The sequence below is a fragment of the Corynebacterium hiratae genome (assembly GCF_009708045.1).
GTDB classification, from domain to species: Bacteria; Actinomycetota; Actinomycetes; order Mycobacteriales; family Mycobacteriaceae; genus Corynebacterium; species Corynebacterium hiratae.
Genome location: NZ_VIOG01000016.1, coordinates 39066 through 63323, shown reverse-complemented (window position 1 = coordinate 63323; position 24258 = coordinate 39066). Strand labels below are relative to the sequence as shown.

The window sequence follows — 24258 nt, the reverse complement described above, 5'->3', positions numbered from 1 at the left end:
TGGTCGCGCAGCTTGCCTGGCTGGCCGCAGTCCGGGCACGCGCCGCTAACGGCTACGGGCGTGGCCTCAATGATGGTCAGTGGTCCGGCATCAGCGGCACCGGTGATGGCAAGTCCGATTTCCGCGGTACGGCAGATGGTGTCGGCGACGAGGTTTCCAGTAGGCTTCACAGTACGGGTCCCTGGTGGGTTTAGATGGTTGTGTAGCAACTTTCATCTTCACACCAGGGACCCCTACATGTTGTGGCGACCCGCTGAACCCGTCGCGTTCTACTTCACCCCGCTACGCACCCCGAAACCGGAAGGGCCGTTTTGCCCGACTGGGTGGCGACACGCCGAAGAAACCTTGGAATTGTTCACAGGGTCGGGGGTGGCCACTACATGTAGTACCCCCGATGATCACCCCTTAACTAGGAGATCTGTGACTGATGTGAAAGTTGGGGATGCTGTACAGCGTTTTCGCTGGAGCCCAACAAAAATCTTCCGCGACAGGTTGACGATATTTAGTGATCCGGTGTGAAATGACATCAGTGTAATCAACGGCACGGCGGGCGCGGCACCGAGAAATTGTTTCGGTGTAGGGTCGGTGCCACTGAATCAAGAGAGAAACGACCTCGGAGAAAGGAAGCGGCGTGGACAATACAACGAATAACAGCGCTATTCTCCGTGGCGGTGCTGCTGCAGAGATGTCGCTCGATGAACTCTTTGGTGCCGTCGAGCAGGAGTGGCAAGACCAGGCGCTGTGCGCCCAGACGGACCCGGAAGCTTTCTTCCCAGAAAAGGGAGGATCGACGCGCGAGGCTAAGCGCATTTGCCAGGCCTGTGCAGTGCGGGATGAATGCCTCGAATATGCCTTGGAGCACGATGAGCGCTTTGGAATTTGGGGCGGCTTGTCAGACCGTGAGCGCCGCCGATTAAAGCGTGAGATCGGTTAAGCGCAGCGGATCTAGTAGTGCAGCGTCATCGCTCCCCCTTATCGTTTGGGCCCTCAGCCCCAGCGGTGAGGGGGAGCGATGGGTTTTCAGGAGTGGTTTACCAGGTAAAGCGCGGATCGATGTCTCCGGGATCGACGTTCAGGTAATTGGCCACTAGTGCGGTAAGCACGGTCGATAGCAGTTCCTCGCGCTCCTGTGCCGACTGCACGCGCTCCTCAATGGGCATGCGGAAAATAACCAGGCGGGCGCGCGTAGGCTGACCGGCGGAATCCACGCCCGCAGGCACGATGCGCCCCAATGGAACGGGGCCGTCGGCGATGATCTCATCCGGCATGACCGTCATGTCTACCGACAGGCGCATCCGGGGCACGGTATCAACGGCAAGGTCGAGCCCGATGAGTTGTTCGGCAAAGGCGTTATGGATGGGGGCGTAGGCCTCGAGCACCGCCATATCGAAGCGCTCGGCGCTGCTGCGATAGCGCGGCGTGTTGTGCGGCAGCAGCGGCCCTCGTGCACCGCGGCCGTGGCGGTGGCGGGCCGGGCGGATATGCGGGCGGGGCGTGCTCATGCGGCTTAGTTTAGGCCGGGCTGAAGGAGGCTTGCGGCGAGGCGCGCCGCGTTGGACTATCTAAATCTCAAGTTAGGGTTTAGACTTGGGCGCGTGACTAGCTCTCGCCATTGCTCCCGCCCCGGCTGCGGCCGTCCCGCCGTGGCGACGTTGACCTACGCCTACGCGCAGCAAACCGCCGTCGTGGGCCCACTGTCCGAAGAGACCGATCCCCACGCTTGGGACCTGTGCGAAAAGCACAGCGCTCGCATCACCGCCCCGCAAGGCTGGGAGATGGTGCGTGTTGACCGCATCGAGCTCGATGAGGACGATGATCTCACCGCGCTCGCCGAAGCCGTCCGCGAGGCCGGGCGCGTGACCACTGGCCTGGTGGATGATTCCACGGCCGGCTCCGGTGCCGATCCCATTGACTACTCCGCCACCTTCGATGGCGCCGATCCGCGTAACTCAAACCACCCTGTGTTCCGCACCCGCCGAGTGCATGATGCCCGCCAGCGCCGCCGAGCTCACCTAACGGTGGTTCCGGACGCAGAGTAGCCACTCGGGCGCTTTCTAGCCCGTCGGACGCGGATTACCGCGTCGACGGGGGTATGCTTGTGGGCTATGCGAACTCGTGAACAGCTCAATGCAGTGATCAAGGCCTATGACGTCCGTGGTGTCGTGGGCGAGGACATCGATGAGAACCTCGTGCGTGATACTGGTGCGGCTTTTGCCGCGATTCTCCGCGGGGAAGGGGAGAGCACCGTGGCGGTGGGCCATGACATGCGTCCGTCCTCCCCGTCGCTGGCCGCTGCTTTCGCGGAGGGCGCTGCTGCGCAGGGGCTCAATGTCATCCAACTCGGCTTAACCTCGACCGATGAACTGTATTTTGCTGCTGGCCACCTGAATTGTGCGGGCGCTATGTTCACCGCCTCCCACAACCCGGCGAAGTACAACGGCATCAAGCTGTGCCGCGCGGGTGCTGTTCCGGTGGGCCAGGAGACCGGCCTGGAGCAGATTAAGGACATGCTGATCGACGGCACCCCGGCCTTCGACGGCGAGCCAGGCACCGTGACTGAGCGCGAGGTGCTCGGTGATTATGCCGACTTCCTGCGCGGCTTGGTGCCGCTGGAGAATTCTCGCCCGCTCGTCGTCGCGGTGGATGCCGCGAACGGCATGGGCGGCCACACCGTCCCGGCGGTCTTCGAGGGGCTGCCTTTCGACGTGCGCGACCTCTACTTCGAACTGGACGGTACCTTCCCTAACCACGAGGCCAACCCGCTGGATCCGAAGAACCTGGTGGACCTGCAGAAGTTCACCGTTGAGCAGAAGGCGGATATTGGCCTGGCTTTCGACGGTGATGCCGACCGCTGCTTCGTGGTGGACGAGAAGGGCCAGCCGGTGCCGCCGTCCGCCATCTGTGCGCTGGTGGCGGAGCGCTACCTGGACAAGTTCCCCGGTGCCACCGTCATCCATAACCTGATTACTTCGAAGACGGTTCCGGAGCTCATCGCTGAGAAGGGCGGCAAGGCCGTGCGCACCCGCGTGGGCCACTCCTTCATCAAGGCCCAGATGGCCAAGGAGAAGGCGGTCTTTGGTGGCGAGCACTCCGCTCACTACTACTTCCAGGAGTTCTGGAACGCGGACTCCGGCATGCTCGCGGCCATGCACGTATTGGCGGCCCTGGGTGAGCAGGACAAGCCGTTGAGCGAACTGATGGCGCAGTACTCGCGTTACGAGGCCTCGGGTGAGATTAACTCCACCGTGGAGGATCAGAAGGCTACGACCCAGCGCGTGCTGGATGAGCTGGCGGACAAGATTGAGTCCGTCGACGAGCTCGATGGCGTGACCGTACAGCTGAAGGGCACTGACGCCTGGTTCAACGTCCGCGCCTCCAACACCGAGCCGCTGCTGCGCCTCAACGTTGAGGCCAAGACCGCTGACGAGGTGCAGGCCATCGTCGACGAGGTGCTCGCCATCATCCGCGCCTAGTGTGAAGGCACGTGCCTTCACACTAATTCCTTGAAGAAAAACTGCCCTATCTGACGATTTTCCCCGCGTTCATTGCGGCGGGAGCGATAACTTCGTCAGATAGGGCAGTTTTAATTTGGGTCGAGCCGGCTTAGCCGCGCGAGTGGTTGACCATCTCTTCCCACTCGACGAACTTCTTGCGCTCGCGGCCCTCGGCCTCACCCAGGGCGCGCTCGGCGGCGTCGAGCTTCTTCCAGCCCTCCCAGGTCAGGTGCTCCAGCCCCTTGGACTCGAAGAGCTCGACGATGTCCTCGTCACGGGAGTGGGAGAGGTTGCCTGCTTCGGCGTCGGCAAGCAGCATGCCGATGGTCTCCGTGGCATCGGATTTGGTGTTGCCGATAAGCCCCACCGGGCCGCGCTTGATCCAGCCGGTGGTGTATAGGCCCGGCACGACCTCGCCGTCGAGGTCAACCACGTGGCCGCCGTCGTTATTGATGACGTTCTTCTGCTTATTGAAGGGAACGCCCTCGATGGCATCGGAGCGGTAGCCCACGGCCAGGTAGACGGCCTGAGCCGGCCACTCGGTGAACTTGCCGGTGCCAGAGACGGAGCCATCGCCGTTGAGCGCGGTGCGCTCGGTCTTTACGGCAGTCACCTTGCCGTTTTCGCCGATGAACTCAACCGGCTGCTCGAAGAGGTGGATCTGCAGGGTGTGCGGGGCGTCCTTCGGCTCACGGATGGCGTAGCCTTCCAGGGTCTGGCACACCAGGTCGCAGGACTTAGCCTCTTCGCGGGCCTTGAGGGAGGCTTCGTCGTAGTCGATGTCCTCCGGGTCCACCACCACGTTGATGGTCGGGGAGTGGTCGAGCTCCTTGAGCTCCAGCGGGGTGAACTTGGCCTGCGCCGGGCCGCGGCGGCCGAAGACACGCACGGTGGTGGCCTGGTTCTTGGCCAGGGACTCGTAGACGTTGTCGGGAATCTCGGTGGATTCCTTGAGCTCATCCCCGGTCTTGGCCAGGATGCGGGCGACGTCGAGGCCGACGTTGCCCACGCCGATCACCGCGACGTCAGTGGCGGAGAGATCCCAAGAGCGCTCAAAACGCGGGTTGCCGTCGTAGAAGCCGACGAATTCGCCCGCACCGTGGATACCCTCGAGATCGGAGCCTGGGATGTTCATGCCCAGGTCGCCGACTGCGCCGGTGGCGAAGACGATGGCGTCGTAGTACTCCTCGAGCTCGGAGACGGTGACATCGCGGCCCACGTTGATGTTGGAGAGAAGGCGAATCTGCTCGGTGTCGAGCACGCGGTGCAGGGAGTTGATGATTCCCTTAATGCGCGGGTGGTCCGGAGCCACGCCGTAGCGGATGAGCCCGAAGGGGGCGGGCATCTGCTCGATGAGATCGATCTGAACGTTGCCGCCGGTCTTCTTCACCAGGATGTCGGAGGCATAGATGCCGGCTGGGCCGGCGCCGATGACGGCTACTTTCAGGGGCTGCTGAGTCATGATGGCCTTTCGGAATGTTGTAGTAACTAACGAAAGCTTAGGTCTAAACAAGCGTGGGTTTCATTGAACCGGCTTGTCTGCTGGAGGGCAACTGGGCCTAATTACATTCGGAGAACATTGTGGCATAAACCCAGCGTGCTTTGCATATTCGGAAGAAAATAAAAAAGACTGCTTTGTCTACTTTAGCTAGACCGGTAGGTTTTCAGTATCCGACGAAAGGCAGCATATTATGACCACCGCCACACAGCGAAAGCCACGCGCGAAGAAACCGGAAGGCCAGTGGAAGATTGACGGCACCGCGCCGCTTAACGCTGACGAGGAGATCAAGCAGGCCGACGATGCCTTGGCCGTGCGCCAGCGCGTTATCGATATCTATTCCAAGCAGGGATTCTCCTCTATTCCCGCAGAGGACCTTGCTCCGCGTTTCAAGTGGTTGGGCCTGTACACCCAGCGCAACCAGAACCTAGGCGGGGAGATGACTTCCAAGCTCTCCAACGCTGAGCTACAGGACGAATACTTCATGATGCGCGTGCGCTTCGACGGCGGCCGTGCGGACCCCGCCAAGCTGCGGGCGGTGGGGGAGATTTCGCGCGATTATGCGCGCTCGACTGCGGACTTTACGGACCGCCAGAACATCCAGCTGCATTGGATTCAGATTGAAGATGTCCCCGCGATTTGGGAAAAGCTCCGTTCTGTGGGGCTGGATACCCTGTTGGGCTGTGGTGACGTGCCGCGCGTTATCCTCGGCTCGCCGGTAGCGGGAGTGGCCGCCGACGAAATTATCGATGCCACCCCGGCCATTGAGGAGATCAAGAATGATTACCTCTTGCGCGATGAATTCCATAACCTTCCGCGTAAGTTCAAGTCCGCCATCTCCGGCAACGCCCGCCAAGACGTCACCCACGAAATCCAGGACGTTGCTTTCGTGGGCACGAATCACCCTGAGTACGGGCCCGGCTTCGACTGCTTCGTGGGCGGTGGCCTGTCGACCAACCCGATGCTTTCGCAGTCCCTCGGCGCATGGATTCCGCTCGAGCGCGTGCCGGAGGTATGGGCCGGTGTGGCGCGCATCTTCCGCGACTACGGCTTCCGCCGCAACCGCAACCGCGCGCGCCTGAAGTTCCTCGTGGCGCAGTGGGGCATTGAGAAGTTCCGCAGGGTCCTAGAAGAGGAGTATCTGGACGCGCCGCTTTTCGACGGCCTCCCGCTCCCCATCGCCCCTGGCGACCGCGACCACCTCGGCGTGCACCGCCAGCGGGACGGCAAGTTCTACGTGGGCGTCAAGCCCACCGTGGGGCACGCCACCGGTGAGCAGCTCATCGCCATCGCCGACGTGGCCGAGAAATTCGGAATCAACCGCATCCGCACGACCCCGATGAAGGAGCTTCTCTTCCTCGACGTGGAAGAAGAGGATATCCCTGCCCTGTCCCGCGCCTTGGATGAGACCGGCTTGTACTCAAAACCCTCGGAGTTCCGCCGCGGCGTCATCTCCTGCACCGGGCTGGAGTTTTGTAAGCTCGCGCACGTGACCACCAAGGCCCGCGCCATCGAGCTCGTCGACATCCTGGAAGATACCCTCGGCGATCTCGACGTCCCTCTGTCCGTCGCCCTCAACGGCTGCCCCAACGCCTGCGCACGCTCGCAGGTATCGGATATTGGCCTCAAGGGACAGATCGTGACCGATGCCGATGGCAACCGCGTCGAAGGCTTCCAGGTTCACCTAGGCGGCGCCCTCGGCCTATCCCCGGACTGGGGCCGCAAGTTGCGCGGACACAAGGTGGTGGCGGATGAGGTTCCGGACTATGTCATTCGCTTGGTCAACAAGTACAAGGAGCAGCGCGAGGACGGCGAGCAGTTCCGCCACTGGGTCCTGCGCGCGGACGAGGAGGACCTGCAGTGAATTTCCGCCGCCAGCCCAACCCCAACCGCAACCACCCAGCCTTTTGTCCCTACTGCGCCGGAACAAACCTGTTTCCCGATGAGGAAGATGATTTTGCCTGGAAGTGCGAAGAATGCCTCCGCATCTTTTCCGTACGCTTCCACGGCCAAGACGATGCCCCCGTAGCGCCAGCGCCGGCGGTCTCCTCCGCGGAGGCGCTGCAGCGCTCTCTCGCTCGCCGCGGCCACTCCGCCGCGAAAGCTCACACTTAAGGAAACACACCATGACCGCCCCGACCGCTACCACTGCTTTACTAACCCTGTCACACGGCTCACGCCACCCCGAGGCCGCAGCGAACGTTATGGCCCTGACCCACGCCGCTGGCGAGCTAGCCGGTGCGCCGGCTACCGCCGCACACTTGGAATTCAATGACCCGCCGCTCGATGAGGCGGCGCGCAGCCTAGCAGCGCAAGGGGTACGCGAGGCGGTCGTTGTGCCTTTGCTCTTTACCGAGGGCTACCACCAGCGCATCGATGTTCCTGCAGCTTTGGCCCAGGCCTCTGCGGCGTCCGGAGTGCGCCTTCACCAAGCCCGTGGCCTCGGTACCGGCGAGGACATGGCGCGTCTGCTGGCCGAGCGCGTTCCGGAGGGGACAGATACCGTTTTGCTTTATTCTGTCGGCTCCTCCGATGAGCGTGCCAACGCTGCCGTCGCGGATCTAGCACGGCGCGTGGGCGAACTCACCGGCTGCACAGCGAAGGTTGCCTACGCCACGCGTGGTGAGCGCGAGCCCGTTGGCTCAGATGGCAATCAGGAGGTCGTCGTGCCACTCTTTGTGAGCCCCGGCCTGCTCTTAGATCGCCTCGACGAGGATGCAGGGCACAGGGGCGGGGAGTCCCGGCAGGTTCTCCCTCCGCTGGGTGAGGCACTCGCCGGCATTGTTTCCCACCGTTATGCGGAGGTGGCCCATGCGTAGCCTCATCCTCATCGCGATTGCGGGTGCCGCCGCGCAGCTTGTCGACGGCGGCATCGGCATGGGCTTCGGCGTCACTTCCACCACCATCCTGCTGCTGGCGGGTTTGGGACCGGCGACGGCCTCCGCCGTGGTGCATACCTCGGAGCTAGGCACCACCTTGGTCTCCGGAATCAGCCACTGGCGTTTTGGCAACGTGCATTGGCCCACAGTGCTCAAGCTCGGCGTGCCGGGAGGTTTGTCGGCCTTCATTGGAGCGACGGTTCTGTCTAACCTCTCGCTCGAGGCTGCCGCGCCCGTCACCTCCGCTATTCTCGTGGTCCTCGGCATCAACCTAGTCTGGCGCTTCTCACGCCCACGGATCAGTACATCGCAGGAGACCCGACAGCACTCCACTCCTTTTCTCGCGGGGCTCGGCGTGGTGGGAGGCTTTGTCGATGCTTCGGGCGGTGGTGGCTGGGGCCCGATTTCCACCTCGACGCTCATGGCGGTCGGCCGCGAACAGCCGCGGCGCATCGTCGGCACCGTCAACACCGCAGAATTCCTCGTCACTTTTGGCGCCACGGCGGGCTTCATCGTTGGCCTCTGGGAGGAGATCGTGGCTAACGCTGCCGCGGTTGTAGCGTTGCTTATCGGCGGGATGATCACCGCACCGATTGCAGCCTGGCTCATCTCGCGCATCAGCCCCACGCTCCTTGGAGGCTTCGTGGGCACGGCTATCGTGACGCTCAACATTCCGAAGGCCCTAGGGTGGGCGCTGGCGCATCAGCAGATCCTTCTTCTGCAGGTCGCTGCGCTGGTCCTCGGTTTTGCTCTCACGGTCTGGGCGAACCAGCGCCGGGCCCAGTCTGCACAGAGCTCGGAGGGGGATGCTGGCGAGCAGCAACGCGGTGGCAGCCGTGTAGTTGAAACGACGGAGCCGACCGGCCGCGAGGGCTCCGAAGCTGGCAGCTCTTCGGAATCGGAGGAAGAGCGCGTCGGAGTTGAGTAGAACTCGGGACTAGAGCCCAGCAACCTCACCGATGACGATGACCGCCGGTGGAGCCACCGAGTGCTCCTCCATGGTGGCCCCCAGCTCCGCGAGCTCGCAGCTGAAGGCTCTCTCGCCATCGAGGGAGCCTTCCTGAATGATGCGCACGGGGGTGTGGGGGGAGAGGGAGGCGTCGATCAGCGCGGCGGCGATGGCGGCCGCGTTTTTGACGCCCATGATGACGGACAAGGTAGCCCCGGAACGAGCCAGTGCTGCCCAATCCACCAAGGACTTGGGGTGGCCTGGCGGCAGGTGCCCGGAGACCACGGTGAAGGCATGGACGACGCCGCGGTGCGTCACCGGCGTCCCCGCCAGTGCGGGCACCGCGACAGCCGAGGTCACCCCGGGGACGACCTCCACCGGGATGCCCGCCGCAGTGAGTGCAGTGAGCTCCTCGAAGCCACGCCCAAACACATACGGGTCCCCGCCTTTGAGGCGGACCACGCGGCGCCCTTGGCGGGCATTCTCCACGAGGATCTCGTTGATACGCTCCTGGGCTACTTGGGCGCGGTAGGGGATCTTGGAGACGTCGATAAGCTCCTTGGCGTCAATATCGCACAGCTTATCCAGCTGGGCAGTGGGACCGAGGTGATCGGCCACGATGACCTCGGCTTCCTGCAGCGCGCGCATGCCGCGCACGGTAATCAGATCCCACGCGCCTGGGCCGCCGCCGACAAGGACTACCGGATGAATGCTCATGGACACTCATCCTAGCTATGCTCGGGCCTATGACTTCCTATGACCCCGAAACCGTGGGCTTCTTTGACATCGCCCACGAAGGCGCCCAAGCGCGCGTGGTGGCTGCATCCGTGCCGGAGCTTGCTCGCGTGCTGGGCGGACTCCGTCCGCGAAGCCTCGTCGTCCTCGCTGCGGACCAAATTTCCCGCGCTGCCGCTCACGTTGCTGTGGGCCTAGCTGAGCCCGCTGAAGTCCCCATCATGGTCAGCGAATCACTGCCGCGCTTTACTGGTGCCCTCGACGTCGTGGTGGTGGCGGGGGATAGCCCGTGGGTGGAGCGCGCGCTGCATACTGCTGCGCGCCGGGGTGCCACGACCGTCCTCCTCAATGAGATTGAGGATGCTCCCGAGGACACCATCGTCTTCGACAACCTACCCACCGCCGAAGGGATTTCCCCGGTGCGCGTGATTACAGCTGTGCACGCGGTGTACGCGGTGCTGAGCGAAGACCCAGTTCTCGTCTCCCGCCGGCTGGAGGATGTCGCCGATGCCGTGGACCGTGAGCTGGAAGCACTATCCCCGCAACGTGACTCCACGACGAACCCTGGGCGCGCGTTGCGTGAGTTCGTGGACGGCGGCCGGGTCATCCACAGCAGCGGGCCTGATCCCTATGCGCTGTCAGAAGAGCGCACGCGCGTGCACCTCGACGCGCTTGTTGCCCGCATGGCCGGCGCGTTGTGGGCAGCCCACGGGCTGGGAGGGACCGTTGTTGATGCGGAAGGCTTAGGACCGATTCTGCACACAGACCAGACTGACATCTTCTATGACCCGTTTGAAGCGGAAGAGCCTTTGGTACCCTTGAGAGTTGTTTTATGGGGACAGGAAGAGGCGAACCTTCCCCACTCTTTCGCAGCAGCGAGCGCCGATACCTCCTGTGGGGAATTGGCCCGCGCGCTGCAGCTGATTACGCGCAGTTATGCCGCGACCGCCTACGACGTGAAATAGAAACAGAGGAAGTCAATGAAGTTGCTCACCAGCGCTGCCCGCAACTACTCGTGGGGTTCGCGCACGCTGATCCCCACGCTGCTCGGCGAACCGGAAGCTAATAGCCCGGTGGCTGAGCTGTGGTTCGGCGCGCACCCGGCTGATCCCTCGACGGTGGATGGCGAGAAGCTGGATGAGATCATCGCCGCGGATCCGCAAGGACAACTGGGCAAGCGGGTAGCGGAAACGTACGGAGCCGGACTGCCCTTCCTGTTGAAGATCCTGGCTGCCGCCGAGCCGCTGTCGCTGCAGGCGCACCCGTCCAAGCAACAGGCCGAGGAAGGTTTTGCTCGCGAGAACGCGGAGGGTATCGAACTCACGGCGGCCAACCGCAACTACAAGGATGACAACCACAAGCCGGAGCTCATCGTGGCACTCACAGAGTTTTACGCCATGGCGGGCTTCCGCCCCCTCTCGCAGACCCGCAGCCTCTTCGCGGCTTTGGACTGCGAAGAGCTCGCGCACTACGAGGGCATGCTCGATCCGGACCCCGCTGCTGAAGGCGACAGCCTCCGCGCGCTGTTTACCACGTGGATCACTATCCCCAGTGCTAAGCGCAAGGAGCTTATCAGCGCAGTGGTAGCCGCGGGCGAGCGCCTGCGCGAAAGCCAAGCCGGTGAGCCGTGGATGTCTACCGTGATGGGGACCGTGTCGAAGATCAACGAGCAGTACCCGGGGGACATCGGCGTGCTGGGCGCGCTGCTGCTGAACCACATCGTCCTGCAGCCGGGTGAGGCGATCTACCTCGACGCCGGACAGCTGCACGCCTATGTGTCTGGTCTGGGCGTGGAGATCATGGCCAACTCGGACAACGTGCTGCGCGGCGGCCTGACCCCGAAGTTCGTTGACGTCCCTGAACTGGTCAAGGTCCTGACGTATCAGGCGGCAGAGGATCCGCGAGTGGAGCAAGTAGCGCACGCAGATGCAGCTGAAAAGGAAGCAGCAGGCAGCATTACGGGCGCCACGGCGTGGGCCTACCCGGTGCCGATTGGGGAATTCTTGCTGGACCGCGTGGAGCTTTCGGGTGCGGACTCCGCCGAGGTAGACAGCGATGGCCCGATGATCCTGCTGTGCACCGCTGGCGCAACCACGGTGAGCAACGACGAGGGGGAGAGCGTCGACTTCAGCGCTGGCCACGCAGCATGGATTCCAGCCAGCGACCCAGCCGTCACGATCCGTGCCGCGAAGGCCGAAGGCGCGGAGGTATTTGTCGCTCGCGTCTAGAGCTTAAGGTGCACCGCTTTAAGGATGCACCGCTGCCGGTTCGGCGGCGGGTTCCATGGGTTTCTCGCCCGGCTTAACGGCGGTGGGGGTTTCTGCGGACGGTTCCTCCGCGGCGGGGACGTCATCCGTTGGGGCTGCCGGGGTGGGGGCCTCATTGGTCCGGTGCGCCTCGGATTCGCGCGCCAGCTCCTCTAGCGCCTCGTTGCCGTGCTGGGCAGACTCGTCCCACTGCTTTTGCTCGGCTTCGGTCGGCTCACGGTGTTCCGTAACGGAGTCAGGCTCGGCGTCAGGCTTCGGGGCTTCTTGGGCGAGCCCGGCCGGCTGCGGGATGAAGGAATCAGAAGCCTTAGGGGAGTCCTCGCCCTGCGGGGAGATAGGGGCCTCGGTGGGTTGCTGCTCGGTCAACTGGGGGTTGTGCTCGCGTTCCCCGCGGGATTCCTGTGGGCCCGAATCCTGCGGTGCGGCAGTCTGCGGCTCCAGGGTGGCCGGCGGCGGCGTTGGCTCGGTGTGCTGCGGGGTAGAGCCAGGTGCCACGGATTCGGAGGCCGTCGACGAGTCAGTCGAGGGAGCAGTCGCTGGGGTGGTAGCAACCGGTGCCGGCGGGTTCTGCGGGTTCTGTGCGTTCTGTGTCGCCTGCGGTTGCTGGTTCTGCAGCGAGGAGACGTTATCCGGGCGGTAGACGGCCGTGGGGCCAGCGGGCTCCGTGTTGTTGACAACGGCGTTCGGCGCTAAGTACGGATCCTCTGCCGGTGCAGCAACCGGCGTGTGCGAGTCCTTCGACTGGGTGGTCGTCGGAGAAGCCGTGGTGGTGTAGGAGTGCGTCGCTGATGAGGACGTGGTGGCTGTGCTCGACACCGCGGTGGCGGCCGAGGGCTTAGCCACGACGGATTCGGGTGCGCTCATGCGCCACACCGCGACGCCCACGGCGACGGCACACAGGAGGCCGGCCGCCACGAAGGCGAGGATGCGGCGTGAACTGCTCGTCATGCGGGGCGCTCTCCTAACTGCACAAAGGTCACAAGTCGGTAACAACGATAGCACGAATATAGGGATAGTAAATGGCCTGGGCAATAATCCCTGTTCATACCTCTTTCCACAATGCAGGCAGGTCGGCGTTACGGAGAACTGTGGCGCAGCTGTAATAAACGGGCTCATTGGCCGAAGCCTTGCATAAGGGCGCCTAAAGAATGGTAGAAATTGGATTAGATAGCGGCTTGGCGGTGGGCGTGCCCCACGACGCCACACTGACCCACCGTGGACACAAGAAAATAGACCCCAACATAAACCCCCTATTCGCGTAAAGATGAAGGAGAAACAATGAGCTCATGGGATGAGGACATCTTCGCCGACGAAGTCAACGTCGACTTCTTGGATGAACTGGCAGACCTTGAGGACGAAGAGATCGTTGCCGCGGTCGATGATGCCTGCGCCCTGGCGGTCTCCGGTGAGGATCAGACCGAGGACGAGCAACGCAACGCGCTGGCGGCGGCCACGATCGCCGCGATTTGGGCGGGCGCCCGTTCAGCGCCGGGGAGGTGGTTGAGGACTACCCATTCATTCGTGATCTGGCCGGTTCCGGGAGCGAGAACCTCAACGAGCACGCCCTCGAGCTGCTCGAAGGCGTCGAGGAGGACTACGACCTCGAGCCCTTCATCGAGGCGCTGTCCTAGTACGCCAGCATGCTGATCAGTATTGAAGGAATCGATGGTGCGGGAAAGAACACCATCACCCAGCGTCTGCGGGAAGAGCTCGACTGCGAGGTCTCGGTCTTAAGCTTCCCGCGCTACGAAGACTCCGTGCACGCGCAGCTCGCGCAGGAAGCGCTCTACGGGCGCATGGGAGATCTCACCGATTCGGCCTACGGGATGGCCACCCTCTTCGCCCTGGATCGGTGGGGCGCCAAGGAACAGCTGCTCGCCGCCGCCGAATCCGCAGACTCCTTGCTCATCCTGGATCGCTACGTGGCGTCGAACGCCGCCTACTCCGCCGCAAGGGTGGGCGGGGAGCTCATCGTTGACTGGGTCTACGAGCTCGAATTCGAGCGTTTTGGCCTTCCCGTTCCACAGTTGCAGATCTTCTTGGACACTGACGTCGAAGTCGCCGGCCAGCGCGCCGTAGCCCGGGCGGCGGAGGATGAGGGGCGCCATCGCGATCGCTATGAGCGGGATGCGGGGCTGCAGGCCCGCACGGCCGCTGCTTACCGTCGTCTAGCGCAGCAGCAGTGGGCTGGGCAGTGGATCGCCACCGCGGATGCCGATATGATTATCCAAGCTGTCAAGGAGCTTGTAGGAGAACAATAACGTGGCACCGAAAATCTTGGTCGTGGATGATGACCCGGCAATCGCCGAAATGCTCACCATCGTGCTTGAGGCAGAGGGGCTGGAACCTATTGCCGTCAACGATGGTAACGAGGCCATCCCGGCCTTCCGCGAGCACGACCCAGATCTGATCCTGTTGGATCTCATGCTGCCAGGCATGAACGGCGTCGATATTTGCCGTGCCATCCGCACCGAGTCCTCTGTGCCCATCGTCATGCTCACGGCGAAGACGGACACCGTCGATGTGGTCCTCGGCCTCGAATCCGGGGCGGATGACTACATCACCAAGCCCTTCAAGCCCAAGGAACTCATCGCCCGCATCCGTGCGCGCCTGCGCCGGATCGACGGGGGCTCGGGAGAGATCATCGAGGTAGGGGACCTGCTGATCGACGTTCCCGAGCACACCGTCACCCGCAAGGGCGGCGAGGAAATTTCGTTGACCCCGCTGGAGTTCGACCTCCTTTTGGAAATGGCCCGCAAGCCCGGGCAGGTCCATACCCGCGAGGCGTTGCTCGAATCCGTTTGGGGTTACCGCCATGCCTCGGATACTCGCCTCGTCAACGTGCACGTTCAGCGCTTGCGCGCCAAGATTGAGCACGATCCGGAGGATCCACACATCGTCCTTACCGTGCGCGGTGTGGGGTACAAGACTGGAAAAACCGCCGAGTAAAGGACTGCCGCTATTTTTGGTTGGTTAGCGCGAGCCCGGGATGGCATCGTCGAGCGCTGGCGTACGTCACTGCAGACACGCGTGCTGGGCATGATGCTGGTGGCCTCCACGGTGGTCATGATCATTCTGGCCTACGCCCTGGTGTCGGTGCTCACGCAGCAGCTGGTGAGCCAGAAAGAGGACACCGCGCTGCAAGAGCTCGACCGCGCCCGCGTAGCCGTGGAGCAACAGATTGATGCGACAGGAACGGCTAACTCAACGCAGGTGCGTATCAACTCCGCACGCGCCGCACTGGGGCAGATGTCGGCACAGCAACCTGATGCCCAGGCCGTGTACGAGCCGGTCATCCTTGTGGAGAACTCCGACGGCACAGCCACCACCTCACCGGAGGGTTACCGCATCCCCGATGGCATGCGGGAGCTCGTCGGTCAGGGCCAAGTCGTGCAGCAGTACGCCACGGTGGACCAGCAATCGGGGGCTACCTACAACGCACTGATGGTGGGCACCCCCATTGAAAGTGATATCCCGAATACCCAGGTCTACCTCGTGCTCTCCATGGAGTCTGAGGAATCGACGATGGCGCTCATGCGCGGATTGCTCTCCGCTGCTGGAGTGGTCGTCGTGGTTCTCCTCGTGGGCATCGCGTGGCTGGCTACCCAGCAGGTGATCGTGCCGATTCGCTCTGCATCGCGCATCGCGCAGCGCTTTGCCGCCGGTCACCTGCGTGAGCGCATGGTGGTCAACTCGGATGATGAGATGGGCCGCCTTGCCTCCTCCTTCAACGACATGGCGGATAAGCTCTCCAAACAAATCACCCAACTGGAGGAGTATGGCGATCTCCAACGGCAGTTCACCTCCGACGTGTCCCACGAGTTGCGCACGCCACTGACCACGGTGCGCATGGCGGCGGATGTCATTGCGGCGGACGCGGATGAGTTCAACCCTTATACCAAGCGCTCGGCGGAGCTGCTTATTAAGGAGCTGGATCGCTTCGAGGACTTGCTCGCGGATCTGCTGGAGATCTCTCGCCACGATGCGGGCGTGGCGGATCTGTCCACGGCCTCCATCGATATTCGTTCCTGCGTAGACTCCGCACTGAGCCAGGTTGAACACCTCGCCGCCGAGCTCGATGTGGAGGTCATCGTGCATGTTCCGGAGGAACCCGTGGCCGTCGAATGCGATTCACGGCGTGTCGAGCGCATCCTGCGCAACCTGCTCGCGAACGCCATTGATCACTCTGAAGGCAAACCCGTCACCGTGGATATCGGGGCGACGGAGGACGCCGTCGGCATCGCTGTCACCGACTCCGGTGTCGGCCTCAAGGAGGGCCAGGAGGAGTTGGTGTTCAACCGCTTCTGGCGCGCGGATTCTTCCCGTAAACGCCATTCTGGCGGAACCGGTCTGGGCCTTGCCATCGCCCGCGAGGATGCGGTGCTGCACGGCGGTACGTTGGACGCTATTGGCTACTTCGGCGTGGGCTCGCGCTTCCGGCTGATCCTGCCGCGCACACCAGGCCAGACGGTTGAGTCTGAGCCCATCGCTCTGGAGGTGCCGGGCGCCCCGGAGCAGGTCGAGGCAGAAGAACAATCCGCGCTCGAGGTGACCTCGGAGCCGGGCATGCCTGTGTTTAAAGGTGAGTCGGACACAGGAATCGTGTGGCCTTCAGAGCGCGAATCCCGTGGCGTGGACACGCCTTTCAATCACAACACCGTTCCTGATTTCGAGGAGGAGGCCCAGCGATGATGCCGGCCCGCCGCCCACTCGCAGTGTTCAGCTGCGTTGCGCTCATAGCCCTCGTCGGGTGCTCGACCTTGCCGAACAACACGGATCCGCAAGTGATCGGGACTTTCGAACCGCATGACCGGGCAGACGATGCTGTCGTCGAACCGCGTACAGATAGCGAGCCTGATCTCCTCGTGCGTGACTTCTATTCGGCGGTGGCGATTCCCACCGGTAACTACGCCGCCGCCCGCACCTTCCTTTCGACGAATATAGCTAATTCCTGGGACCCCACGGATACCGTTCTGGTGGTGGATTCCATCGATCTCGTGACGTCCAATATGGAAGACGGCGACCTGGAATACTCGGTCCGCGGCAATATTATTGGCCGTTTGGCCAATGGCGGGGCTTATGTCCCCGATAATTCGCGCATCGAAGCAACCGTCCGACTGCGCCAGTTCAATGGGCAATGGCGCATCACGGATTTGCCCACTGGTGCTGTGATTGAGCGCACCGAACTGCGCAACCGCTACCGGCCGCAGTCGCTGTACTTTTTCGATACAACCCAACGCCTGCTGGTGGCGGACCGTCGTTGGCTCTATTCGGGGAAGGAGTCAATCGCCTCGGAGCTAGTGACCCTGCTGCTGCAGGGGCCGTCCTCCGATATCGCGCCGGCGACGTCCACCTTAAGCCCCAAGGACGCTACCTTCTTGGGAATCAACGATGGCGTCTACGAGTTCAGCGGGATGGCAGGAATGACCCAGGAGGAGCGCCTCAAGTTCGCCGCCCAGTTGGTCTGGACCCTCAACAACGCAGAGATCACGAATTCAGTGCGCGCCACCATCGATGGCAGCCCGCTTGTCGACGGCATGGAGGAAATGACCATCGATGACTTTGCTGAGTTCAACCCAGAGGTGGCTGCCCAGTCCGTGCCTAAGCTCTACGCGGTCAATGACGGCTCACTCCTCGAGGTTAAAGGTGAAGGCAGCACCGAGGTGCAGGGAATGGCCGGGCAGATTCACGATATCCAGTCCGCGGACGTCTCCGATGAGGGCATGGTCGCCGCGGTACGCAAGCGCTCTGAGAAGGAGTCACAGCTGGCGATGGGCGAGCTCGGCCACGAGCTCAAGGATTCGGTCAAGGGTGAAACTTTAGCCCGCCCCACCTTCGAGGTGGGAGGACAGGTGGCGTGGACCGTCGTCGACGGCAAGCACGTGGTCCGCGTGACACGCTCGCCGGCCACCGGCGAGCTGAGCACCGCGGAGGTGGACACCTCCGCATTAGAGAACGTGGAAGGCGAAATCTCCGTCATCCGGCTGTCCCTGACGGGAGCGCGTATCGCCATGATTATCGATGGCAGCATTTATACCGGTGTGGTTGCCCGCGCGACGTCGGGTGAGCGGCGCATCGTCAACGTTCACCAGGTGGGCCCAGAGCTGGCCGGCTCTGCTTTGTCGGTGGAGTGGCAGACAGACGGCTCCCTGCTCGTGGGTACCTCGGCGTCGAGCTCTCCGGTGTGGCGCATCGAGCAAGACGGATCGTCGGCCACCACACTGCCCACCGGAAATATCACCGCACCCGTGGTCGCGGTGGCCTCTTCGCCGTCGACGCTTTATGTCACCGATGCGCATGCGCTGCTGCAACTTCCCGCGGGTGGATCCGAGCGTTCTTATTGGCGCGAGGTTGAGGGCCTGCAGGGAGTGCGTTCCTCTCCGATTATCGCTCGTTAGAGGACAGCTCAGGAGTCAGGCTAGAGTTGGGCGCATGCCGAAACATCGGGGGATAGGTGAGGCCACCGCCGCGCTCATGGAGCTGTTCCTGCCGCGCCCGTGCGCCGGGTGCGGGGGTGAGACCTCTGCGGGTGGCGTGCTGTGCGCTGCCTGCCAGCACCACCTGCGCCAGATTCCGCGCCGTGTGGAACGTCCCCAGCCATTAGGGTTTCCGGCGTGGGCGCTCGGACCGTATTCCGATACTCGCCGCGGGGTCATCATCGCGATGAAGGAACGCGGACACCAGGCGGTGCGCGCGCACTTAGGCGCGGTGCTTGCCGCTGGCATCGACTACCTGCGCGCCCGCGGCGAGATTCCGGAGACCGCGCTGTTGGTGCCCGCCCCGACACGGGCGTCGTCGGCCCGCAAGCGTGGTGGTGATCCGGTGACCGCGCTGTGCCAGGCGGCGTCTGCTCGGCTTCCTGGTTGGGACGTGGTTAATGCCTTGATGACGGCCGAAGGCAGTGCGGATCAGTCGCAGCTCAACGCAGCGGAGCGCACAGACAATATGCGCAGTGCCGTGCGGTTGCTGCCGGCCGCCCGTACGTTGGCGGGGCGCAGCGTGCTGCTTGTCGACGACATCATCACGACCGGCGCGACACTCCGCGCCAGCGCAGCTCGCGTGTGGGCCGTCGGGGGTGACGTGGCGGGGGCGATTGCCCTGGCAGATGCGTAGGGTGGAGCGACATCCAGCGTCTGTAGAGGGGGCCAGTGAACCCGTTGGTTATGACCAGTGGTAGCATGAGGGGTGTCACAGGGAAGCGGACACTAAGCCCCGAATCACAGGCTTGAATGAGGTCCGCAGAATGTGCAGTCATTCAGTCCCCACGAGTAAAGGGAGGCATTACATGTCCCAGCAGACCAACGCTCAGGTCACCATCACCGGTCGTAACGTGGAGGTTCCGGAGCACTTCCAGGAACGTGTCACTGAAAAGCTAGCCAAGATCGAGCGCCTCGATCCGACCCTGACCTTCTTCCACGTGGAGCTGCAGCACGAGCCGAACCCGCGCCGCGAGTCTGAGGCAGAGCGCCTGCAGATTACCGCTACCGGCAAGGGGCACATCGCCCGCGCTGAGGCTAAGGAAGATTCGTTCTACGCGGCACTCGAGACCGCGCTGGGCAAGATGGAGCGCTCCCTGCGTAAGGTAAAGGTGCGCCGCGAGAACGTGAAGTCCGGCCACCGCGCCCAGAAGGGTACCGGTCAGATTGCTGCCGAGCTGGTCGCCGAGGCTGAAGCGGCTAAGCCCGGTAAGGAAGAACGCTACATCGATCCGTACGCAGAGACCGTCGAGGACGTTCGCCCGGGCCAGGTTGTGCGCTTCAAGGAGCACCCGGCTACCCCGATGTCCGTGGATGATGCACTCAGCGAGATGGAGCTGGTCGGCCACGACTTCTACCTCTTCATCAACGAGGAGAACAACAAGCCGTCCGTGGTCTACCGCCGCCACGCCTTCGACTACGGCCTTATCTCCCTGACGGACGCTTAAGGGCTAAGCGTCCTAAGGGCTAAGTATTAAGCCCTTCGGGAAAATTATCCCGGCTACAACACGTTTCCCCGCGCTGAACATGCAGCGCGGGGAAACGTGTTTTCGTTTATCGCCTCGCGACGCAGCTATACTCCGAATTGGCTGGACAGGTGCACTTCGGCCTCAGCTAGCTTTTGCAGTGGCAGCATGAGCAAGGCCACTGGGGCGAACAGAATCAGATCCAGTCCGAAGTTTTCGGTGGGATGCGACCCTGGGCGGTGGGAAGTGGCGATGGCATCCATGGTTCCGGTCATGATCGCGTCATAGGTCCACATGGCGCTACCACCGCGCGGTGCTTCAGAATCATCAGCCACGGCGGCGGGGGCGGTTATGGTTCTCAAAGCTAAAGCTGCGGAGGTAGCGGTAGCTACGGCAATCTTGGAGAACTGCATAGTCTTTCCTGTTCTGTCTCGTTCTGCGTCCGGGTGAGTAGGGGACTGCGGGTTGGGGACGTGGGCGCCCTTGTCGCGCCCTTATATAAACCTTCGTTGTGAGACGCGCAACTGTTAGCAGTTGGCTGCGGCGCACAGCTCTTTGGACGACTAGCTCTTCGGTTCTGAGAAAACACAGGATGGGCGCGCGTGCGGGCGCGGGTTAAGTATCGGATTTTGCGTTTTGGGTTGGGTGGCGAATCGATACGGAAAAGCTAGTGAGTACAATGGCGACGAGTTAACTTTATTGTCGCGACCAGAAGGACTATCTAGACGTGTTTGGACTTTCCAAGCTGCTCCGTGCCGGTGAGGGACGCACCGTCAAGCGCCTGGCTAAAATTGCTGATGATGTTATTGCCCTAGAAGATAAATTCGCGGCGCTGTCGGACGACGAGCTTAAGGCTAAGACAGACGAGTTTAAGAAGCGTCTGGCGGATGGCGAAAAGATGAATGACATGCTTCTCGAAGCATTCGCCACCGTGCGTGAAGCCGCCTGGCGCGTGCTCGACCAGAAGCACTACAAGGTGCAGATCATGGGCGGTGCCGCCCTGCACTTTGGCAACGTTGCCGAGATGCGCACTGGTGAGGGTAAGACCCTGACCTCACTGCTGCCGGCCTACCTTAACGCCCTCGAAGGCAAAGGCGTCCACATCGTGACCGTCAACGACTACCTGGCTAAGCGTGACGCCGAGATGATGGGCCGTGTTCACCGCTGGCTGGGGCTGTCCGTCGGCGTCATCCTCTCCGAGATGCGCCCTGCAGAGCGCAAGGAAGCCTATGCCTGCGACGTCACGTACGGCACGAACAATGAGCTGGGCTTTGACTACCTGCGCGACAACATGGTCCGCTCACTCGATGAAACCGTCCAGCGCGGCCACAACTACTGCATCGTGGATGAGGTTGACTCCATTCTGATCGATGAGGCGCGTACCCCGCTCATCATTTCCGGCCCGGTCGATGGGTCCTCTCAGTTCTACGGAGTCTTTTCCAAGCTGGCCCCGAAGATGCGCGAAGGCATCCACTACGAGGTGGACCACAAGAAGCGCACCATTGGTGTGCTTGAGGAAGGCGTGGAATTCGTCGAAGACCAGCTGGGCATTGAAAACCTCTACGCACCTGAGCACTCCCAGCTGGTGTCCTACCTCAATAACGCTTTGAAGGCGAAGGAGCTCTTCACCCGCGATAAGGACTACATCGTCCGCAATGGCGAGGTCCTCATCGTGGATGGATTCACCGGCCGCGTGCTGGCTGGTCGCCGTTACAACGAAGGTATGCACCAGGCCATTGAGGCGAAGGAAGAGGTGGAGATCAAGAACGAGAACCAGACGCTGGCGACCGTTACCCTCCAGAACTACTTCCGCCTTTACGACAAGATTTCCGGCATGACCGGTACCGCAGAAACTGAGGCGGCCGAGCTGCACTCCATTTACGGTCTCGACGTGGTGCCGATTCCGACCAACAAGCCGAACCAGCGTACCGACCACTCCGACCGCATCTACAAGACCCAGGAAGCGAAGTTCGCTGCGGTGGTCGATGACATCGAGGAGCACGTGGCTGCCGGTCAGCCGGTGCTCGTTGGTACCACCTCCGTGGAACGCTCCGAGTACCTCTCCCAGCTGCTGAGCAAGCGCGGCGTCAAGCACTCGGTGCTCAACGCCAAGCACCACGAGGAAGAGGGCCAGATCGTCGCCCGTGCTGGCCGCCCTGGCACCGTCACCGTGGCAACCAACATGGCCGGCCGTGGTACCGATATCGTGCTCGGTGGCAACCCCGAGGTCATCCTGGATGAGAAGCTGCGGGACCGCGGCCTCGATCCCTTCGAGGACGAGGAGAAGTACCAGGAAGCCTGGGACGCTGAGATCGAGCAGGAGAGGGAACGCTCCAAGAAGATGGGCGATGAGGTCCGTGAGGCCGGCGGCCTCTACGTGCTGGGCACCGAGCGCCACGAGTCGCGCCGTATTGATAACCAGCTGCGTGGCCGTTCCGGACGTCAGGGTGACCCGGGAGAGACCCGCTTCTACCTGTCCATGCGCGATGAGCTCATGGTGCGCTTCGTGGGCCAGTCCATGGAGAACATGATGAACCGCCTCAACGTGCCGGATGACGTGCCGATTGAGGCCAAGATGGTGTCGAACTCTATCAAGGGTGCGCAGGCACAGGTGGAGAACCAGAACTTCGAGATGCGTAAGAACGTGCTCAAGTACGACGAGGTTCTTAACGAGCAGCGCAAGGTGGTGTACGCCACCCGCCACGACATCCTTGAGGCTAACGACATCAAGGACAACATTCGGACGATGATCAATGACACCGTGTCCGCCTACGTGGCAGGGGCTACTGCTACCGGTTACGTGGAGGACTGGAATCTCGATGAGCTGTGGAATGCGCTGGAGTCCCTGTACGGGCCGACCATGACGCATGAGGAGCTCGTTGACGGCACCGAATACGGCGCCGCCGGTGAACTATCTGCGGAGCAGCTGCGCGATGCCCTCTTGGCTGATGCCAACTCTGAGTACGACAAGCTCGAAGACGCTGTGACTGCCATCGGCGGTGAGAACCAGATGCGCAATACCGAGCGCATGATCATTCTGCCGATCATCGATCAGAAGTGGCGCGAGCACCTTTATGAGATGGATTACCTCAAGGAAGGCATTGGCCTGCGCGCTATGGCGCAGCGCGATCCCCTGGTGGAATACCAGAAGGAGGGCGGCGACATGTTTAACGCCATGAACGACGCAGTGAAGGAAGAAACCGTCCGCCAGCTGTTCATGTTGCGCAAGCAGTTCAAGGCCCAGGAAGAGGCGAGCGCAGCGGGTGAAGCAAACGCGGAAGCGGAAGCTTAATCTGCCGCGGCTTGAAACTGCGTTGGCGCGCGGGCGCTAGAAAGCGCGGAAAGTGATGAGGCGCCGTGTGGGAAGAACTCCCCACGGCGCCTTTTTATTGGAAGCAGTTAGGTATATACTGTCAAATTATTAATTGTTCTGCTTCGGAAGGTTGAGTTAATATGCGCCGCTTGTCTCTGCGAGTAGGTCTCTCCGTGTTCGCATCTGCCACCCTGTTGGGCGGCGGCGCAGCTGCGTCGGCTATCGAGCTTGCTCCCGAGGAGCAGTGCCAGCTCTCTTCCGTCTTGAGCTCGCAGGACGATGAGTCCTCCAAGGACGCCGTGCTCAGCTCCCAGGACACCGTGGCCACTCAGTGCGGCGCTGCGTCTGCTCCGGAAACCTCCGAGGAAGCTGCAAAGAACCTGCCTGTGGTCGGAGCCACCATGTTTGGCGGTATCAGCTTGGCCCTGGTGAGTGCGTCCGCGGCGTTCGCCGGCATCGATTGGACGCCCATCTTGATCAAGCTCGGTTCGCTTTTTTAATCTCCCGCAGTTTCCAGCCAAGGTTATCCCTTGGCTTTTTGTTTAGCCTCCCGTAGCCTGCCGGTCGCTTCCAGCGATACTGGGGCTGGGGCCGACTGAGAGTAACCGGAAGGAACGTATGTGCCGCCCGGCTGCGGAGCCGGTGAAAGCACGCTGGTGCGAACCTATCAGCACTGAACCGAAGAACTCGCCGTTTGCGCGCGCATGCAAGCTGGTGAGTGCCATGCCCCCGCGGAGCTCTGCCGCTGCATGGGCCTTCCGCCACGCGCGTACATGGGTGATGATTTCTGGAGCAAAGCGCGGGTTGTTGAGATGGCTCATCGGCCGCAAAGCGGCGGCTACTTCTAAAACAATGACGACGAGCCCGTGGATCTCGTCACGCGTGGCGAGATCACCAGCAGTGGGCTCGCGCTCATAGCGGATACGCTGTGGAGCAACATAGAGCTGCAGATGGCTCATGCCGGGGATGGGGGTGTACATGCGGAATCCGGTCCTTATCCGCGATGAGCAGCGCGGAGAAAGGCGTTCGGGCAGGAGAAGGCGAGCGGAGGAAAGGAAGCTGGACGCACGTTCATTGTGCCACGCTGGCGGGATCCTCGGCTAGAAGGCGCTGCGCCTTGGCCTGTGGGAGCAGGCGGGCGGTATGTTCGCTATACTTTCGGACGATAAACACAGCTCAAT

General features: G+C 62.4%; 23 protein-coding genes and 2 pseudogenes. 18 read left to right on the top strand and 7 right to left on the bottom strand.

The features are described 5' to 3' along the window. A pseudogene (locus FME68_RS12020) lies at positions 1 to 170 on the bottom strand (ISL3 family transposase); the annotation flags it as partial. 515 nt (positions 171 to 685) lie between these two features. On the opposite strand from FME68_RS12020, the gene FME68_RS12015 reads away from it, so the two are divergent. Next, on the top strand, positions 686 to 934 hold the full coding sequence (locus tag FME68_RS12015; protein WP_005528147.1) for a WhiB family transcriptional regulator: 249 nt from the start codon (positions 686 to 688) through the stop codon (positions 932 to 934). 97 nt (positions 935 to 1031) lie between these two features. Here the strand turns inward: FME68_RS12015 and FME68_RS12010 are convergent, their stop codons facing one another. Continuing rightward, positions 1032 to 1502 (bottom strand): metallopeptidase family protein, encoded by a 471-nt coding sequence (locus FME68_RS12010; RefSeq protein WP_158397687.1) that lies wholly within the window; start codon positions 1500 to 1502, stop codon positions 1032 to 1034. 93 nt (positions 1503 to 1595) lie between these two features. Here FME68_RS12010 and FME68_RS12005 point away from each other — a divergent pair, with 93 nt between their 5' ends. After that, complete coding sequence (locus tag FME68_RS12005; protein ID WP_080975101.1) at positions 1596 to 2039, top strand: DUF3499 domain-containing protein; 444 nt, start codon at positions 1596 to 1598, stop codon at positions 2037 to 2039. Between the two features lie 66 nt (positions 2040 to 2105). Continuing rightward, on the top strand, positions 2106 to 3473 hold the full coding sequence (locus FME68_RS12000) for a phosphomannomutase/phosphoglucomutase (RefSeq protein WP_158397685.1): 1368 nt from the start codon (positions 2106 to 2108) through the stop codon (positions 3471 to 3473). Positions 3474 to 3603: 130 nt separating this feature from the next. Here FME68_RS12000 and FME68_RS11995 read toward each other — a convergent pair whose 3' ends face one another. After that, complete coding sequence (locus tag FME68_RS11995; protein WP_071407253.1) at positions 3604 to 4956, bottom strand: FAD-dependent oxidoreductase; 1353 nt, start codon at positions 4954 to 4956, stop codon at positions 3604 to 3606. 229 nt (positions 4957 to 5185) lie between these two features. Here FME68_RS11995 and FME68_RS11990 point away from each other — a divergent pair, with 229 nt between their 5' ends. From FME68_RS11990 to FME68_RS11975, 4 genes are read left to right on the top strand one after another with little or no spacing between them, the layout of a single operon-like run. Beyond that, positions 5186 to 6856 (top strand): nitrite/sulfite reductase, encoded by a 1671-nt coding sequence (locus tag FME68_RS11990; RefSeq protein WP_158397684.1) that lies wholly within the window; start codon positions 5186 to 5188, stop codon positions 6854 to 6856. After that, positions 6853 to 7107 (top strand): hypothetical protein, encoded by a 255-nt coding sequence (locus tag FME68_RS11985; RefSeq protein WP_230308998.1) that lies wholly within the window; start codon positions 6853 to 6855, stop codon positions 7105 to 7107. The genes FME68_RS11990 and FME68_RS11985 overlap by 4 nt, the downstream gene beginning before the upstream one ends. A gap of 11 nt (positions 7108 to 7118) precedes the next feature. After that, complete coding sequence (locus tag FME68_RS11980; RefSeq protein WP_158397682.1) at positions 7119 to 7811, top strand: sirohydrochlorin chelatase; 693 nt, start codon at positions 7119 to 7121, stop codon at positions 7809 to 7811. Beyond that, a complete protein-coding gene (locus tag FME68_RS11975) occupies positions 7804 to 8799 on the top strand; it encodes a sulfite exporter TauE/SafE family protein (RefSeq protein ID WP_158397681.1) in 996 nt (331 codons plus the stop codon). Before FME68_RS11980 ends, FME68_RS11975 begins: the two co-directional genes overlap by 8 nt. Before the next feature lie 9 nt (positions 8800 to 8808). Here FME68_RS11975 and cobA read toward each other — a convergent pair whose 3' ends face one another. Beyond that, positions 8809 to 9537 carry a uroporphyrinogen-III C-methyltransferase gene (gene cobA, locus FME68_RS11970; RefSeq protein WP_052750512.1) on the bottom strand — a complete coding sequence of 243 codons (729 nt, stop codon included), beginning with the start codon at positions 9535 to 9537 and terminating at the stop codon, positions 8809 to 8811. Between the two features lie 29 nt (positions 9538 to 9566). Between cobA and FME68_RS11965 the strand changes: the two genes are divergently transcribed. Together FME68_RS11965 and manA are read left to right on the top strand one after the other, a co-directional pair. Next, a complete protein-coding gene (locus tag FME68_RS11965) occupies positions 9567 to 10520 on the top strand; it encodes an exopolyphosphatase (RefSeq protein WP_230308997.1) in 954 nt (317 codons plus the stop codon). A 15-nt stretch (positions 10521 to 10535) separates the two neighbouring features. After that, positions 10536 to 11783 (top strand): mannose-6-phosphate isomerase, class I, encoded by a 1248-nt coding sequence (gene manA / locus FME68_RS11960; protein WP_158397679.1) that lies wholly within the window; start codon positions 10536 to 10538, stop codon positions 11781 to 11783. A gap of 18 nt (positions 11784 to 11801) precedes the next feature. On the opposite strand, the gene FME68_RS11955 is transcribed toward manA, so the two are convergent. Further along, entirely contained in the window at positions 11802 to 12770 is a 969-nt protein-coding gene (locus FME68_RS11955; protein WP_158397678.1) for a DNA-directed RNA polymerase II, read from the bottom strand. A 330-nt stretch (positions 12771 to 13100) separates the two neighbouring features. On the opposite strand from FME68_RS11955, the pseudogene FME68_RS11950 reads away from it, so the two are divergent. The 7 genes and pseudogenes from FME68_RS11950 to hpf all read left to right on the top strand — a co-directional run bounded on the left by FME68_RS11950 (position 13101) and on the right by hpf (position 19746). Further along, positions 13101 to 13453: pseudogene (locus FME68_RS11950) on the top strand (DUF4259 domain-containing protein). 9 nt (positions 13454 to 13462) lie between these two features. Next, on the top strand, positions 13463 to 14083 hold the full coding sequence (locus tag FME68_RS11945; RefSeq protein WP_070512220.1) for a dTMP kinase: 621 nt from the start codon (positions 13463 to 13465) through the stop codon (positions 14081 to 14083). 1 nt (position 14084) lies between these two features. Further along, complete coding sequence (gene mtrA, locus FME68_RS11940; protein ID WP_046647444.1) at positions 14085 to 14771, top strand: MtrAB system response regulator MtrA; 687 nt, start codon at positions 14085 to 14087, stop codon at positions 14769 to 14771. A gap of 69 nt (positions 14772 to 14840) precedes the next feature. Next, the gene (gene mtrB, locus FME68_RS11935) at positions 14841 to 16514 is read left to right on the top strand and encodes an MtrAB system histidine kinase MtrB (RefSeq protein WP_268865445.1); all 1674 of its coding nucleotides are present in this window, start codon (positions 14841 to 14843) and stop codon (positions 16512 to 16514) included. Next, positions 16511 to 18220, top strand: a complete 1710-nt coding sequence (gene lpqB, locus FME68_RS11930; protein ID WP_046647445.1) for an MtrAB system accessory lipoprotein LpqB — start codon at positions 16511 to 16513, stop codon at positions 18218 to 18220. The genes mtrB and lpqB overlap by 4 nt, the downstream gene beginning before the upstream one ends. A 34-nt stretch (positions 18221 to 18254) precedes the next feature. Then, positions 18255 to 18935, top strand: coding sequence for a ComF family protein (locus tag FME68_RS11925; protein ID WP_230308996.1), 681 nt, complete (start codon positions 18255 to 18257; stop codon positions 18933 to 18935). Positions 18936 to 19107: 172 nt separating this feature from the next. Beyond that, on the top strand, positions 19108 to 19746 hold the full coding sequence (gene hpf, locus FME68_RS11920; RefSeq protein WP_046647448.1) for a ribosome hibernation-promoting factor, HPF/YfiA family: 639 nt from the start codon (positions 19108 to 19110) through the stop codon (positions 19744 to 19746). A 125-nt stretch (positions 19747 to 19871) separates the two neighbouring features. Here hpf and FME68_RS11915 read toward each other — a convergent pair whose 3' ends face one another. Then, complete coding sequence (locus FME68_RS11915) at positions 19872 to 20177, bottom strand: hypothetical protein (RefSeq protein WP_158397677.1); 306 nt, start codon at positions 20175 to 20177, stop codon at positions 19872 to 19874. 314 nt (positions 20178 to 20491) lie between these two features. Here FME68_RS11915 and secA point away from each other — a divergent pair, with 314 nt between their 5' ends. Together secA and FME68_RS11905 are read left to right on the top strand one after the other, a co-directional pair. Beyond that, positions 20492 to 23056, top strand: a complete 2565-nt coding sequence (secA, locus tag FME68_RS11910; protein WP_070545199.1) for a preprotein translocase subunit SecA — start codon at positions 20492 to 20494, stop codon at positions 23054 to 23056. A 161-nt stretch (positions 23057 to 23217) separates the two neighbouring features. Further along, entirely contained in the window at positions 23218 to 23577 is a 360-nt protein-coding gene (locus FME68_RS11905; RefSeq protein WP_070512202.1) for a hypothetical protein, read from the top strand. 42 nt (positions 23578 to 23619) lie between these two features. Here the strand turns inward: FME68_RS11905 and FME68_RS11900 are convergent, their stop codons facing one another. Then, a complete protein-coding gene (locus FME68_RS11900; protein ID WP_046647452.1) occupies positions 23620 to 24057 on the bottom strand; it encodes a hypothetical protein in 438 nt (145 codons plus the stop codon). Between the last annotated feature and the right edge of the window lie 201 nt (positions 24058 to 24258).

Coding starts and splice junctions, on each gene's coding strand:
- FME68_RS11955 (WP_158397678.1), bottom strand. CDS start 12,770: ATGACGAGCAGTTCACGCCGCATCCTCGCCTTCGTGGCGGCCGGCCTC.
- FME68_RS11905 (WP_070512202.1), top strand. CDS start 23,218: ATGCGCCGCTTGTCTCTGCGAGTAGGTCTCTCCGTGTTCGCATCTGCC.
- FME68_RS11965 (WP_230308997.1), top strand. CDS start 9,567: ATGACTTCCTATGACCCCGAAACCGTGGGCTTCTTTGACATCGCCCAC.
- cobA (WP_052750512.1), bottom strand. CDS start 9,537: ATGAGCATTCATCCGGTAGTCCTTGTCGGCGGCGGCCCAGGCGCGTGG.
- hpf (WP_046647448.1), top strand. CDS start 19,108: ATGTCCCAGCAGACCAACGCTCAGGTCACCATCACCGGTCGTAACGTG.
- FME68_RS11990 (WP_158397684.1), top strand. CDS start 5,186: ATGACCACCGCCACACAGCGAAAGCCACGCGCGAAGAAACCGGAAGGC.
- FME68_RS12000 (WP_158397685.1), top strand. CDS start 2,106: ATGCGAACTCGTGAACAGCTCAATGCAGTGATCAAGGCCTATGACGTC.
- lpqB (WP_046647445.1), top strand. CDS start 16,511: ATGATGCCGGCCCGCCGCCCACTCGCAGTGTTCAGCTGCGTTGCGCTC.
- FME68_RS11980 (WP_158397682.1), top strand. CDS start 7,119: ATGACCGCCCCGACCGCTACCACTGCTTTACTAACCCTGTCACACGGC.
- FME68_RS11995 (WP_071407253.1), bottom strand. CDS start 4,956: ATGACTCAGCAGCCCCTGAAAGTAGCCGTCATCGGCGCCGGCCCAGCC.
- FME68_RS11900 (WP_046647452.1), bottom strand. CDS start 24,057: ATGTACACCCCCATCCCCGGCATGAGCCATCTGCAGCTCTATGTTGCT.
- FME68_RS11925 (WP_230308996.1), top strand. CDS start 18,255: ATGCCGAAACATCGGGGGATAGGTGAGGCCACCGCCGCGCTCATGGAG.
- FME68_RS12015 (WP_005528147.1), top strand. CDS start 686: ATGTCGCTCGATGAACTCTTTGGTGCCGTCGAGCAGGAGTGGCAAGAC.
- FME68_RS12010 (WP_158397687.1), bottom strand. CDS start 1,502: ATGAGCACGCCCCGCCCGCATATCCGCCCGGCCCGCCACCGCCACGGC.
- FME68_RS11975 (WP_158397681.1), top strand. CDS start 7,804: ATGCGTAGCCTCATCCTCATCGCGATTGCGGGTGCCGCCGCGCAGCTT.
- manA (WP_158397679.1), top strand. CDS start 10,536: ATGAAGTTGCTCACCAGCGCTGCCCGCAACTACTCGTGGGGTTCGCGC.
- FME68_RS11915 (WP_158397677.1), bottom strand. CDS start 20,177: ATGCAGTTCTCCAAGATTGCCGTAGCTACCGCTACCTCCGCAGCTTTA.
- FME68_RS11945 (WP_070512220.1), top strand. CDS start 13,463: ATGCTGATCAGTATTGAAGGAATCGATGGTGCGGGAAAGAACACCATC.